The sequence below is a fragment of the Rhizobium sp. 42MFCr.1 genome (assembly GCF_000377185.1).
GTDB lineage: Bacteria > Pseudomonadota > Alphaproteobacteria > Rhizobiales > Rhizobiaceae > Rhizobium > Rhizobium altiplani.
Map to the genome: position 1 here is coordinate 138288 of NZ_KB897823.1, position 14162 is coordinate 152449.

At 60.2% G+C, this 14162-nt stretch carries 11 protein-coding genes; 1 reads left to right on the forward strand and 10 read right to left on the reverse strand.

Features of this window, described 5'->3' with window-relative positions; all coding sequences use genetic code 11:
* Position 1 precedes the first annotated feature (1 nt).
* The 10 genes from tssJ to C934_RS0108970 form a co-directional block, all read right to left on the reverse strand.
* Positions 2-463, reverse strand: a complete 462-nt coding sequence (tssJ, locus tag C934_RS0108925) for a type VI secretion system lipoprotein TssJ (protein WP_018856371.1) — start codon at positions 461-463, stop codon at positions 2-4.
* Complete coding sequence (tagH, locus tag C934_RS0108930; protein ID WP_018856372.1) at positions 463-1725, reverse strand: type VI secretion system-associated FHA domain protein TagH; 1263 nt, start codon at positions 1723-1725, stop codon at positions 463-465. Before tagH ends, tssJ begins: the two co-directional genes overlap by 1 nt.
* Positions 1722-2786 (reverse strand): type VI secretion system baseplate subunit TssG, encoded by a 1065-nt coding sequence (gene tssG, locus C934_RS0108935; RefSeq protein WP_018856373.1) that lies wholly within the window; start codon positions 2784-2786, stop codon positions 1722-1724. Before tssG ends, tagH begins: the two co-directional genes overlap by 4 nt.
* Positions 2750-4624, reverse strand: coding sequence for a type VI secretion system baseplate subunit TssF (gene tssF / locus C934_RS0108940; protein WP_018856374.1), 1875 nt, complete (start codon positions 4622-4624; stop codon positions 2750-2752). The genes tssG and tssF overlap by 37 nt, the downstream gene beginning before the upstream one ends.
* A gap of 2 nt (positions 4625-4626) precedes the next feature.
* Positions 4627-5388 carry a type VI secretion system baseplate subunit TssE gene (gene tssE / locus C934_RS0108945; RefSeq protein WP_018856375.1) on the reverse strand — a complete coding sequence of 254 codons (762 nt, stop codon included), beginning with the start codon at positions 5386-5388 and terminating at the stop codon, positions 4627-4629.
* Complete coding sequence (locus C934_RS0108950; protein WP_018856376.1) at positions 5375-5824, reverse strand: Hcp family type VI secretion system effector; 450 nt, start codon at positions 5822-5824, stop codon at positions 5375-5377. The genes tssE and C934_RS0108950 overlap by 14 nt, the downstream gene beginning before the upstream one ends.
* Before the next feature lie 28 nt (positions 5825-5852).
* Positions 5853-7361 (reverse strand): type VI secretion system contractile sheath large subunit, encoded by a 1509-nt coding sequence (gene tssC / locus C934_RS0108955; protein ID WP_018856377.1) that lies wholly within the window; start codon positions 7359-7361, stop codon positions 5853-5855.
* 3 nt (positions 7362-7364) lie between these two features.
* Positions 7365-7901, reverse strand: coding sequence for a type VI secretion system contractile sheath small subunit (tssB, locus tag C934_RS0108960; protein ID WP_018856378.1), 537 nt, complete (start codon positions 7899-7901; stop codon positions 7365-7367).
* On the reverse strand, positions 7898-9061 hold the full coding sequence (locus C934_RS0108965; protein WP_026371683.1) for a type VI secretion system protein TssA: 1164 nt from the start codon (positions 9059-9061) through the stop codon (positions 7898-7900). The genes tssB and C934_RS0108965 overlap by 4 nt, the downstream gene beginning before the upstream one ends.
* Positions 9062-9155: 94 nt before the next feature.
* Entirely contained in the window at positions 9156-11252 is a 2097-nt protein-coding gene (locus C934_RS0108970; protein ID WP_018856380.1) for a serine/threonine protein kinase, read from the reverse strand.
* A 164-nt stretch (positions 11253-11416) separates the two neighbouring features.
* Here C934_RS0108970 and tssH point away from each other — a divergent pair, with 164 nt between their 5' ends.
* Complete coding sequence (gene tssH / locus C934_RS0108975) at positions 11417-14143, forward strand: type VI secretion system ATPase TssH (RefSeq protein WP_018856381.1); 2727 nt, start codon at positions 11417-11419, stop codon at positions 14141-14143.
* The last annotated feature ends 19 nt before the right edge of the window (positions 14144-14162 follow it).

Here is a 14162-nt window from a genome sequence, read left to right on the forward strand (position 1 = left end):
TTCAGGCGAGCGCGAGCGTCATACCGCCGCGGCTGAGTACGACATTCGCCGTCACCGTCGATTCCGGTCTGATCGGAACACTCCTTCGCCACGTACGGCTGCCGGGTTCCCGGAACAGCGCGACAACCCCGAGGAAAGTGGCCTCCGGCGGGAACGCCACCGTCTTTGACGCGGTTGCACCGGGAGCGACCGTCAATTGCTCGGATCCGACGAGGTCTGCGCCGAGCGCACCGGCCGGATCTGACTGAAGGGCAAAAATGTCAGCCGAGTTGAATTTCCCGACATCCTTCAGCCGGAGAACGAGCAGGGTTACGGGACGCTCCCCGCCTCCGGCGGCAGCATTCATTCCGGCCTGTCCCGTCGCCCTGACAATTACGGTCGAGGATTTGGGTGGACCGCCCATGCAAGCGGAAAGCAGGCCTGTCGCGCCGGTCACAATGAGAAAACCGCGTCGGTTAAGCATCAATTGTCCTCCCTCTCTTCATAGCCATCCCGAAAGTCGCTCCCGATTTCGCCGAGGAAGCGCGTCGACGCGCTCTTGGCGATTTCGCGATAGCGGTTCTCATAGAGCTCCCAGAGTTTCGCCCGCCGTCCACCGGCAAACAGGGCATCCAACGCTGAGTGCGACTTCAGTTCGCTTTCCAGTGCCGCCGGGTCGAAGCGGTCTATCATCCTGGCAAGCGCTGCCTGGACGCCACGCCATGTTCGCACATGGTGGTGGGCGAGATCGCGGATGGAATTGCCGATGGCGGCCTGCGGAGAAAGAAAGCCTGCGTTGCGCTGAGCCAGGAAGGTTGCGATTACATCATCCACCGTGGGAAGGAATTTGAGAGGGTTGACCTCGGATGCGCCAACCACAGTCTGGGCGATTCTTGCTTCGCCCTTTTCTTCGGCTCGTTTGCGCAAGAGATGCATTAGTCCTTCCAGCATCATCCGGTATTCGCGACCGAAATTCTCCATCTGGGCAACCGGATCGGATGTGGCAAACTCTTCAGCGCCAAGCCCCAGTCCGCGCAGAAAGGCTTCGCGCAAGACGGTTTCGGGTTGTCCGGTCGCTTTCGGCGTCGCCGTCGCCTGCGGTACTGGGGAAGAACGAGGTTCGGGCGGGGGCTCGGAGACGGGCTGCGGTGGCGTGCTGGGCAAGGAAAAATCCCAGGCGGGTTTGCCCTGGTCTGATGCTGGCAGAGGATCGAGGCTGAAGGGATCGTCGAATATCGGCGCCCTCTTTGCTGTCTCGCCCCTGTCCGACGCGACAAACGCACCCGGGGCTGGTTGTTCGAACGGGTCCGGTAGTCCAACCGGCCGCGGGGTAGGAACTGTCGGCTCCTTGCGCTCGGCGAAGAAGTTGTCCCGCTCGAGCCCACCCTGTGGCAGAGGATCCGTCTGTTCGGAACCTCGCTCCGACGGTGTTGCCTGGAACTCAACCCGGACGACGTAATTTCCAAGCTGCAGGCGCGCTCCGTCATGCAGCGGGGCGGAATTCCCCAGTCCAAGCGGCGTGCGCGAGCCGTCGATGAAAAGCCCACCGCTGGAGGTGTCGGTCACCACATACCGGCCGCGAACGAAACCGATGGTGCAGTGAGCGCGTGAGATATACATGTCGGGGTCGTCGATCCGCCAGCCAGCGTCTGCGCTGCGGCCGATGACGAGCTCGCCATCAACAAGCCGCATCTGGCGAACAGCCTGGGGTCGGGGTGAGTGTTCAAGGGTGAGGATCAGGCTCATGCCGCGGCCTCCGGCATTTTTGGCCGCCAGCCAATGATGGTGCGCATGCACAAGTCATCCGCGTCACCCCGGTCTTTCGGTCGAGCAAGCCATGCGATGTGTCCGATCCGCATGGCTCCGATCCTGGCCGCGGGAACGTCGTCCCGCTTGAGCACCAGCCTTACATCGACGTCGAGCCCGTCTCCGACCAGATCGCGGACAGCGGATTGCAGGGTTTCGCGCCGTTCACCGCCCGGCAGAAAAGCGACATAGTCGGTAAACGTCAGCGGGCCGATCGAGAGCTCTATCCTCTGCTGTCGCTGGAACGACCTCGGTCCAATCGTGGCGCTTCGTCCGAGTTGCCCATGACCGCCGCCAATCCGTGACTGAAGCTCTGGCGGTATTGACGTCCAGGAGCCGACAAATTCGCGAAGCCGAACCGGCACTTTCAGCAGGTCGGCGAGAAACAGCGTAAGTCTCTCTGGTCCATCCACCTGATGGGCGAGGGCCGATGCGTGGGAGATCTTGGTGGCGTCGATTTGCGAGGGCTCACCGGGCCCCCTTTCGCACAAGCCGAGACCCGCCAGGGCTGCCGACATCGCGCGAATGCGGCCGCCGTCGTTGCGTGTGACCTGAACCGGCGGATGAGCGTCGGCCCAGGCCCGATAAAAGAGTGCGATCATGCGATGCTGAAGAATGTTCACGAAATCGACGAATGTTGTATCGGAGACCTCCCGCATGTCCGCCCTTGCGAACCACCGCTGCGAAAGTCGGTCCAGCACCCAGCGCGTCAGATGGAGGGGCATCGGGCCTTCTGGCCCGAGCAAGCCGATATTTGCCACCGTGACACGGGCCGGCGCGTTTTCCGTGGCCGGCTCGACCTTTGCGACATCCTGTACGGCAAAACCAAGCCGCACGTGCTGTCCGAGCCGGGCCGGCTCCCGGTCCGGTCGCCCGGCCTGGCCAAAGCGCTGCCCGTCGTCTTCGAGGTGTCGCAGGAGCTCGAAGAAGTCGAATGCCTCAAGGGATGGAGTGGCTTCCTTCGTCAGATCAGGAAGCGGTTGCCCGGCGCTATCGGCCATAGCACATCCTCCTGTTTCTGTATGATGCGCGTGCGGGTGCGCACGAATGCGTTGATTGCCGAATAGCGCGCAAAAAGCTTCGACAGCAGCGCTGGAAGCAACAAGGTGCTGTGCCCGGCAAGCACAGATTGATCGATATGAAGCGTAACCTCAGTGCCGCGCGCAAAGCACATCGGCCCGGCAATTGCCAGGCGCTCGATCACGGGCCGCGCCTCGACGCGGGCGATCGCGCGAACGTGCCTGCTCAGGCTTGGATCCCCGCGGTGCGCGTAAAGTTCAAGCAGCGCATGAAGCGGATCCACGCCGCGACCTTCTTCCGCCAGGCTGAGAAAGTTCAGTGAAAGTTGCGCAATGAGCCGCCAGGCGAGTTCATCGGCCCTCGAGCCTTCCACCGCCCCAGCCGGAAGCGTCGCTGGAATCGAAGGCCACGGCGGCCGCAGCGCCCCGAGGAGCTGGACGGTCTCGACCGGGTCGCCGCTTTCGAGCGAAAGGGACGGTGTGTCGTCCAGGATAGGCAGATCGCGATTGGTACAAAGCGCCGTAACCTCAATCCGCTTCAGTTGCCGGGCCGCTGTTGACTTGGCAGGGCGCGAAAGCGTCAGGAAGACATCGTCGCCGGTATAGGATGTCCGAGTTTGTCCTTGGCGCAATTCGTCCTCGCCCGGCCGCCGCGGACGGCGCTCGGCGAAATAGACCCAGCCGTTTCCACGGTTCTGGCCCAAGCTAAAGAGTGCCGGTATCTCGGCATCAGGGCCTTCGGCGTCGGCGTCTTCGACGCCGATTGTGCGATAGATTTCGAAGTCTCGTGGGCGCGTGCGATCAGCGTGAAGTACTTGCCGGGTCCGGCGTGTATCGAGTTCAATGACGTTGCAGCTGCGCTCGAACAGATTGATGATTGGCGTTACGAAGAGTTCGAAATCCTTTGCCGTGATATTCGCAAGCTCTGGAACGGGACGCCGTAACAGAAAGACCAATTCCAGGCCGCTCCCGCAGCGCTGAACGACCGGTTTCAGGCTTCTCACGCGCACATAGTGAAATCTTTCCGGCGCCATGAAGTATTCGCGCAAAAGCCTGTAGCCTTCGAATGTTTGGCGCGTGCGCGGCATCAGTGCTTCGTCGTCGCGGATCCCGACCATCTCTGGATCCGGAAGTGCGCTCAGAATGTTAATGCGCCCTTCAGGGCGGGCGCCGACGGCCGCGCAAGCGCCAAAGAGCGTATCGAAAAGCAGGGGCGCCTTGCTCTTGTCGCCAAAATGCAGATCCAGACAGTCGAGCGACAAGTCGCTGAGCTTGCCTTTGCCGGTTCGATTGACGATGACGCTCAGCGCCGCCGAACCGCTTGCCCCTTCAATTGGGGCTATCCCGGCCGCTGCAAGCGCGCTTCGATCCTGAATATAGGAGACCGAGCTTATCGCGAGCGGCCAAAGGGTTACGTCCTGGGCCGTCGTATAAATGCACCGGGTGGGCACTCCAGGGCGGACGCTCGAGACCAGTCGGGTTCCCCGCTTTACCAAATGCCCTGCAAGCATCGTCTGGACCTGTTGGCCCGGCTTCAGCAAAGCCATGGCGGTTGCGGGGGCAGGCGCGATCAGGTCCGGATAGAAATTTTCGAGCACGCTTCGTGCGAAACGCGAGCTCTCGGCATCGACCTTCTGGCGAGTGCGCGCAGCAAGATAGGCCACACCGTCAAGAAGGCGTTCGACGAAGGGGTCGGGACACGGGATCGTGTCCAGGGAGAGGTTGCGCGCGATCGAGGGGTGCATTCCCGCAAACTCGGAGGCAAGTGCCCGAATGTGGGTGAGTTCTTCCTCGTAATACTCCAGGAAGACCCGGTCCATGGTCAGGTGTCCTTCAGCTCAGTCCGCGCCGAACCGTTATCGAGGTTGAGTATTGTGCGCAGCAGCAGCCGCTCTGGTGCGGGGGAGGTAAGCAGCAGCGCGTCGATATCGATCCTGAGACCGGCTGCCCTGTCGCCAAGACTGACGGTGACTTTCGTCGCGCTTTCCTTGAGCCGGGGTTCAAATGCAGCGAGCACGCTTCGGATCTCTTTGGCCAGTTCATCGCGGTCGAAGTCACGCGAGGAACGGCCGGAAAAAGGCGGGACGCCATAATTGATCACGCTGCGGCGCACCTCAGGGAAGTCCTCGAGCGATGGAGGGTTGTCTCCTGCCTGATCGGCCTCGAAGTCGGTCAAGAGTGGCGAGGATTCGAAGCGTTGCGCATTAAAAAGCGCCTCTATGTCGCGTCGCACTGCTTCGCGCAGCACATTGATCGAGACGACGACGCCACGGCTTTCCAGTTCCGCCTGCCGTCGCTCAAGAGAGAGCAGACGGTGGACGTTTTTCTTCTGTTCGGAACTGATATCCGTGGCAGCGTCGATCTGATGGAGGCCTCCCGCAATCAGCGCGTTGAGACGTTCCTCGTCCATTTCGTTCTGGATCGCCTGCCGGAGTTGATGGACTTCCGAACTGAGCCCCGGCAGGTCGTTCACAAGGCGATCCCACAGGGACGGCTGGATCGCTTCGCGAGTTGCCCGCAGGTGACCTCCGGGCGGTCTTGCCTCCCGTCCCAATCCTTTTTGCCAGCTGTCACTTGCCGACATAGACATCCATTTCGACCTCGTCCTTGTCGTCATAGTTGAACGTGATGTTCTTGTAGGCAAAACCGATCCGCTCCTCGAGCACGTCTGGCTCATCGGCACTCGGCTTCATGTGGTAGCTGGTCACCGAAGCTTCCTTCAGCGTGATGACCAGGTAGTCGCTCGTTTCGCCTTCGATCGTTCTGCGCGCCGAAAACTTGACCTCGTCCAGAGGCGTGTTGTCGAAGAGAGCCTTCTTCAGATAGGGCGAGGACTTGTCGTAATGCTTGATGAAGTTGACCATTCCCAAGCTGACGCGGCCTCTGCGCGACAATGAATTGGGGTCGAAGGGAGCCACCATCTCAAACTCCACTCCGTAGACCTCGATTTCTTCCTCGTGGCCATCGCGAACGCTGGGTCCCGTGATATCAGGTACTTTGAGAAATCCGTCAATTTTCATGAATAACCTCCCATCAGGTGTCTGTTTCTCATGACTTCATGGACGGCAGCTCCGAAACCAGCCGGAGCGAAGCGTTGATACCTTCCAACTGGTAGTGGGGCCGCAGATAGAACCGGGCATTGTACCAGCCGGGACGGCCCTCCACGCTGTCAACCTGGACCTCGGCAGCAGCAAGGGGACGTTTTGCGCGGGCCTTTTCGTCGGCAAAGACAGGGTTGGCGAGAACGTAGCGGTTGATCCACTCCGTCAGCCAGATCTGCATGTCGGCACGTTCCTTGAACGAGCCGATCTTGTCCCGGGCGATCGCCTTCAGGTAATGGGCGAACCGCGAAACCGGGAACAGGTAAGGCAGGTTTGCACTCAATCTCTCGTTGGCCTGCGCATCCGGGTCGACCAGCCGGCCGGCCCTCGTTTCGTCGTCCTGCAGTGAATGGGCGCCTATGAAGGCGGCAATATCGGTGTTCTTGCGATGGAGGATCGGCATCAGCCCCAGCTTGGCGAGCTCGGCCTCTCGCCGATCGTCAATGGCGACCTCGGTTGGGCATTTCATCGCCACCGTGCCATCGTCGGTCGGGAAATTGTGGACAGGCAGATTGATCACTGCCCCGCCGTTCTCGACACCGCGGATCTGCGTGCCCCAGCCGAACAGCTTGTGGCTGCGGTTGATGTTGACGCCCATCGGAAAGGCCGCGTTCATCCAGACATACTTATGATGATCGCCCTGGACTTCTTCCTCAAATGCAAAGCCCTTCACCGGAACCGTTTCTGCTCCGTAAGGCAGCCTTGCCAGCACGCGCGGCATCGTCAGGCCTATGTAACGGGCATCCTCGCTCTCGCGCAGCGACTGCCAGGAGGCATAGGCCGGCGACGAGACGATCTGTTGGAGGTCTTGCGGGTTCGGCAATTCCTGCCAGCTTTCCATGCGGAAGAGACGTGGGGCGGCTGCTGCTATGAACGGTGTATGCGCCGAGGCGCAGATGCCGGACATGTTGCGTAGCAGACCGACATCCTTCGGGTGGTTCGAGAATTCATAGGCGCCGATCAGGCAGCCGAACGGATTACCCCCAAGCATCGAGTATTCGTCGGTGTAGACCTTTTTGAATATAGGACTTTGATCCCACATCTGACCTTCGTAATCCTCAAGCGTATCAGCCAGCTGCTCCTTCGAAATGTTCATGACGCGGATCTTCAGCTTCTGATCCGTCTCGGTATTGTTGACGAGGTACCACAGCCCACGCCATGTCCCTTCCATCTGGAGCACTTCAGGCGCATGCAGAATTTCGTTGGTCTGCTCGGTCAGCAGCTTGTCGATGCCACCGATCAAGGACTTGATCGATTTGATCGCGTTCGATGAGATGACGGTCGATTCCGCGCGGGCGCGGGCAGCAAGCGCCAGGTTCCTGACCAAGGTTTGAAGCTTGTCGCTGTCATCCTTCTTGACCTTGAAGTCCTTCTCCAGAAGTCCGCTGAATTCCTGAAGGTCGACTCCCTCGGCTTCCGCGACACCAGCGGTAGCGGCTTTTTCCTGTTCGGCCATGGCTCAGACCTCCGACTTGCTGCTATCGTCGAGCGCCTGGTCGGCGATCTTTGCTAGCAGGGGCTCATTGTTCAAAAGTTGCGCGATGCGTTTTTCAGCGTCGACGCGTCCATCCATGAAGCCGAGCAATTCTTCGAGTTGGCGGCGCATTCTCAAGAGTTCTGCAAGCTGCGGGACTTGTTCGGCCACACGATCGGGCGCGAAATCAGCCATGCTGGTAAAGGTCAGGTCGATTGCAAGCTCTTCATCGCGCTCTTCACCCTCGGGTTGGGGAAGGGTGTTCTTCACGCGAGCTTTCACACGTGGACTGAGCGCTTCCATGAAGCGGCCAAACCTGTTTGCGTCCGTTTCGACAAAGGCACGGTCCCGGACGGACTTGCTGGCCTCCGGCGTCTGGGAGGCCCCTGCGAGATCGGCCATCACGCCCATTACAAACGGCAATTCAATGGTTGTCGGGCTGCCGTAGGTTTCGACTTCGTAAGCTATCTGGACGCGAGGCGCCCGGTTTCTTTCAATTACCTTGGCCTTAGTTTCGCTCATTGATGCTCACCTTTCGTCCCAGGGACAGGTTTCTTGCTTTCCGGCACGCCGGCCAGAAGCCGGAATTCCTTCAAACCGGAGGGCGCCAGGTCCTCCATGAGTTCCAGAAAATCCATCGGCACCATGCGTTTGATCCTGCGCGCCAGATGGGGGATGGGGCTCGACGGTTCAGTACGGTCGTAAAAGGCGATGATCAGGTCGATGCACTTTGTGACATCCTCCCGTGATGTAAGCCGTGACGGAAAGACTGCCGGTGCTCCGATGTAAGTCGGAGTGGCGGCGGCGGTGGCTATTGCAGGCGCACCCTCGCGGTCGAGGACTTCATCGTTTGCGGTTTCCTGCCTGGGGCTCGGCTTTACTCGTTCAAGCGTGGAAACCGCTCGCTGCAGGAACCGGCTCAAATCCGGCAATGTGACACGTACATCCTCCCCGATTTGCCGATTGAGCGATGTTTCAAGCGCCTCCATTGCAGCCGCCGCAGCCTTTGCGCTCTCGAAAAGCGCAATCGCCTCGTCGGGGGTTTGTTCTGCAAAGGCAACGCAACCGATCCTTACACGGTTCAGCAACTCGTCATGGGCGCTTACAAGCGACGCCTTCTCGGCTTCGCTCAGTCCGGGTGCGGCCTCGCTGAGAACGGTTCGGGTGTCGATCGCCCCGCGATCCAGATCGCGCCCTGTGACAGGGCCGACGCCCCGCGGCGTAAAAAAGGTCATCTTGCGAAGATCGCCGAGCAAGCCATCCTTGTCGTTCTGAAGCTGTAGAAGAGCGTTGATCCGACGTAGGGCGGCGTCGCGCAGTGGCAAGCCCTCGCGAAGTTCTGGATGCATCGTTTTCCAATGCATGTCGAAGGTTCCAGTGATCAGGTTCAGCCCGTCAGCGAGCCCGGCAAGACCCTGTTCGTTGGCAAGCGCGCGCGTCACGATCACCAGGAGCCTCAGATCCCGTCCATGGGGGCGCAACTCTTCAGATTTTCGAAGGACTGTCGACCAGTCGACCGGGACCTCGGTCCGTGAAACGGGGTTATTGCGCTCGTCACGGCTAATTTCTATCTGCGGTTGCACGAGGCGCTCGAGCTCGTGAAACCGTCCGTCATTCCGCAAGCTTTCACCTGACGGGTTCACACCGTCCAGCGGACTTAACCAGAGAGCAGAGTCGAACAACCGAACCCCCGTTAACCGACTAGTATTCCCTTGCAATTTGCTTTTTACCACAACTTACCGGTCTATACTAATGCCGTGTATGTCCGGCTTCTAATTAATTGCGGGTGTCGATCAGCCGGGTGCTCATCGAGAGAATTGACACATGCCCATTAGCTATCGCAGCGCGTAAATCTTCGGCAAACGACTTGGTGGACTCCGTCGTTGGTCGAAGCTGTGAGAAAAGTGGCTGGTCGGTCTGCATGACAATTATCAGACTTCTGCCGAACGTGGCGTCGACGGAAAAGGAGAGCTTGGAAGGATCGGCTGCACCCTCTGCGGCAGGGTAGGCAACACGGATAGTGCGCATGCCACCCGACACGGACCCAATTCGGGCAAGGGCGTGATCGGGCCTCTTTATGTTCGGAAGAACATTGAAAAGATTGCCGGTGACGTCGGCGATAACGACCCACAGGTATCCCTTGTCGAGCGAGGCCGGCGCAATTACGTCAATGACCGGGTTGTCGCCGACCGAATAGACGCCTGCCATGTTCGGTTCGGTCCTGTCGCCGTAGCCGAGAACGATCGACATTTGACCTTGCGGTGCATCTGGCAGCAACTCTTGAACAACGCACAGTTGGCTGTTGAGCACTGTGGCGTCGAAGCGTAGGTCGCGATCTCCGACACGAGGGGCGAGCGTCTTTTTCAGGGCTTCGACGTCATCGCCGGACGCGACATTTCCACGGACGACCACCGTCGAGCCGAGGGGAAAGCTGCCGCTCGCCGGAGGTTGAACGAGGAGCGGACCGCAGGTTTGAAGTGGCACGAGAAGGGGTTTCAACTGGTCAGACGACAGGTCCCGCGGACCGGCCGCGATCCGGACGATACTCTGATAACCGGTCGCTTTTGCCGCAGCGTCAAAGTGGGCGACCACTTCTTCGCGTGCAGCTTTGTCCGCCGCCAGACCGGTGAGGCGAGCTGTCCGATCAGCGACTTCGAGCTTCCACTCGACGAGTGGAGCGGCGGCTTTAAACAAGGCGTCAATGTCCTGCGCCCACTGTTCGGATGGAGCACCCTGTGCAAGCGTCAGAGCGCCATTGGGCGGAGGAAGCCCGACCGTTCGGTTGAAGGTCGACAGGATTGCCTGTTGCTGCTCAGCATCCGGAGCAAAACCCGCGAGCATCGGCCGGTTTTGGGCATCCACCCCGGCCGTGAGTTTGTAAGGGGTTGCGATCGGAAGCGCAGTCGGGGACAAATGCTCAAAAACCCCGAAAAACCAGAGCCCGGCGATTGCCGCCAGCGCCACCAGGGGCAGGATCGCCAGCCATGGCTGCCACCTGCGCCCCGCTTGATGCCCGGTCTCCCGCCGTGCCTTGGCGAGACCAGGCTGCAGCAATCTGCCGATTTCCTTGACGACTGCGGCAGCACTCGGAGGGCGTTGGGCAGGGTCCGGCCTGGTGAGATCGTCGATCAGCGTCTTCAACGGTTCAGGAACACCCGAGGTATCAAGTCGCCGTTCCTTGTGACGGACAACCTCGCCGGGGCTGGTTCCCACGTCAGGAATCCTTCCTCGAAAGGTGGCAAGCAGCGAAGCGCCCAAGGCATAAAGGTCAGAGCGTGGCTCCGCCTGCCCATGCAACTGTTCTGGCGCTGCATATTCGTATTTGCCCGCAAATTCCTTGCCGACGATTGTACGGGCCCCTGTCTTGCTGTCCTTCGCGATACCGAAGTCGATGATAACGGCTTCCTCCGGCCTGCCGTCGCGCAGGATGATATTGTCGGGGGAAAGGTCGCGATGGACGATCTTGCGCTCGTGCGTCGCGACAAGGCCTTCGGCCACTCTGTGGGCCACGACCAGCAGATCCCGAGGCGACGCCCCGCCACGTTCTAGCCACTCGCTGAGAGGTGTGCCGGCGACGTAATCCATCACCAGATAGACGTGGCCGTCTGCGGTCTGGCTGCAGTCGGTGTAGCGCACAACCGCATCGTGGGAGATGTTGCGCATCTCCTCCTCACGCTTCATGAGCTCCAGATACCCCGCGTTTCCCGATAGCTCGCGTTTCAGCGCCTTTAGCGCCACCACACGGCCTGTGATCCGGTTGCTTGCCCTGTAGACCTCGCCTGTGCCGCCGCGGCCGAGGATACCCTCGATCTCGTAGGTGTTATTAAGCACCTGAGCTTTGCGAAAGATGTCGCCAGGCAGCGGATCGATCATCTGGAGCCTCCCAGCGCACCCAGTGGAAATTACGCGAGACTGTTCACCAGGAACACGTGGCCCTGAATATTTGTCAAGAATACTCTAATGTGGCACGCTGTGACCAGCGATCAAAGACGAGGCTCGGGACCTCTTTAAGATCACCTGGGCAGGAGCCGATCGACATGGAGCAGAACATGTCTTCGCAGAGCTTCAAGCGCAAGGAACTGGTCGGAAAACTTAATCCCGTTTGCCTGCGCGCGTTCAAGGCGGCGGCGGACGCGGCCAAGCTTCGCGGCAATCCCTACGTCGAACTTGTTCACTGGGTCGAACAGCTGGCTCTGGTGGACCGTGCGGATTTTCAGCTTCTCTTCGCCGATGCCGGCATGGATCTTGGCCGGCTTGCTGCCGAGATGGCAAGGGCAATAGACAAGCTGCCTTATGGCGCGACCTCTATCGAGGAGTTTTCCGATCACATATTTCATGCCATCCAGGAAGCCTGGAGCCTGGCAAGCCTGCAGTTTGGATCCGAAGAAGTCCGCGGGGCTTATGTGCTCCTGGCATGCAGAAAGGTCGCGGTGCTTGACGGCCTTCTGTTGAAGATCAGCGCCGAATTCGATCGGATCGAGGCGGATTCGATACTTCCCCGGCTGGATGACCTGCTTGCCGGATCACTTGAAAATGTCGGCAAGGCCGAGATCCAAGAACAGCCCCGGAAAAAACGCCCGGCAGGCGGTGACTCCGCATTGGCGAAGTATGCGACGGACCTCACCCGTCGAGCCCGCGATGGGAAAATCGACCCGGTCGTCGGCCGGGATCCCGAGGTCCGCCAGATTGTCGATATTCTCATGCGACGGCGACAAAACAACCCGATCCTGACCGGTGAAGCCGGAGTGGGCAAGACAGCTGTGGTCGAGGGTTTTGCGCTTCGCCTTGCAGCAGAAGATGTCCCGCCTCCGCTGAAGGGCGTTGCGCTACACATGCTTGACATCGGATTGATGCAGGCGGGGGCAAGCGTCAAGGGTGAGTTCGAAAAGCGGCTGAAGATGGTCATCGACGAAGTTCAGGCATCGGAGACGCCGATCATCCTCTTCATCGACGAAGCTCATACTTTGATCGGGGCAGGCGGGGCAGCGGGAACGGGAGATGCTGCGAACCTTCTCAAGCCAGCCTTGGCGCGTGGCGAGCTTCGCACAATCGCCGCAACGACATGGGCAGAGTACAAGCAGCATATCGAAAAAGACCCGGCGTTGACCCGCCGGTTCCAGGTGGTCAAGATTGAAGAGCCTGATGAGGAAGCTGCCATCCTGATGCTGCGTGGGGTGGCCGGTGTATTGGAGAAACACCATCAGGTGCAGATCCTGGACGAAGCGATCGAGACAGCCGTCGGCCTGTCACATCGCTATATTCCCGCCCGCCAACTTCCGGACAAGGCAGTCAGCCTGCTCGATACGGCCTGCGCGCGGGTGGCGGTTTCGCAGCACGCGACGCCGGCTGAGGTTGAAGACCTTCTGAGGCGCAAGCAGTCCCTTGAGATCGAGCAGGGCATTATCGGGCGTGAAGCGGCAATCGGCATTGAAGTCGCCGAGCGCCAGTCCAAAGTTGAAGCCGCTCTCGCCGAAATAGAGTCCACGTTGCTTGCTGCAAAGGCTCGTTGGGAAAGCGAACAGTCGATGGTCGACGAGATCCTTGGTCTGCGAGCTAGCCTGCGAGGAAGAGGAGTGGCGCTCGATGCCGCACTTGCTGAAGCGGAGGCCGGCGGGGAATTGCCGGGTGCCGCCGACGGAGAGCGTGCCGGGCGGAGGGCCGCCGATGCATCGGATCAACGCGCCGAGCTTGAACGGCTCAAGGCCCGGACGGCGGAGCTTGCCGGGGTGCAGGGCGAGGCACCGCTGGTCCTCCTTTCCGTCGACAAGAACGCTGTTGCCTCTGTCGTAAAGGACTGGACGGGCATTCCTGTCGGTCGGATGCTGACCAGCCAGACCGAAAAGGCGCTAAAGCTTGCCGCGGTTCTGGGCGAGCGTGTCGTCGGCCAGGAGGACGCAATGGAATCGATCGCCCGGCGTGTGCAAACCAGCCGTGCGGGCCTGGCCTCTCCCGAAAAGCCGGTGGGCGTGTTCCTGCTATGCGGTCCGTCGGGCGTCGGCAAGACAGAAACGGCGCTGGCTCTCGCCGAAACCCTCTATGGCGGCGAGCAGAACCTGATCTCCATCAACATGTCGGAGTTCCAGGAGGCCCATACGGTCTCGACCCTTAAGGGCGCGCCTCCCGGCTATGTCGGCTATGGCAAGGGGGGCGTGCTGACCGAGGCCGTGCGCCGGCGGCCCTATTCCGTCATTTTGCTCGATGAAGTGGAGAAGGCGCATCCCGATGTGCACGAAATCTTCTTCCAGGTTTTCGACAAAGGAATGATGGACGACAGCGAGGGCCGGCGGATCGACTTCAGGAACAGTCTCATCCTGCTGACGTCGAATGTCGGTTCGGATGTTATCATGAAGCTTGCCGACGGCGGCAAGAGGCGGCCGCCGCCCGAGGAGCTCGAACGCGCACTACGTTCACCACTGTTGAAAGTGTTCCCGCCAGCCTTCCTCGGACGTGTGATTGTCGTTCCCTATTATCCGCTCTCGGATTCAATGATTGAGGCGATAACACAACATCATTTCGCGAAGATCGCGCGCCGGCTTCGCGCCAACCATGACGCCGAGCTGGTCATCGGAGACGGGGTCCTGGAGTTGATAAAGGCACGGTGTACCGAGGTCGAATCCGGGGGGCGCATGATAGACGCGATCCTGACCAATACACTTCTGCCGACCCTCAGCCAGGGTCTTCTGAACTGGTCCCTCGAGGGTAAACGCCTTACCAAGGCCACGATCGGAACATCCCCGGAAGGCTTCACTTACGCATTCGAATAGGCAAAGACGTTGCTGTCGA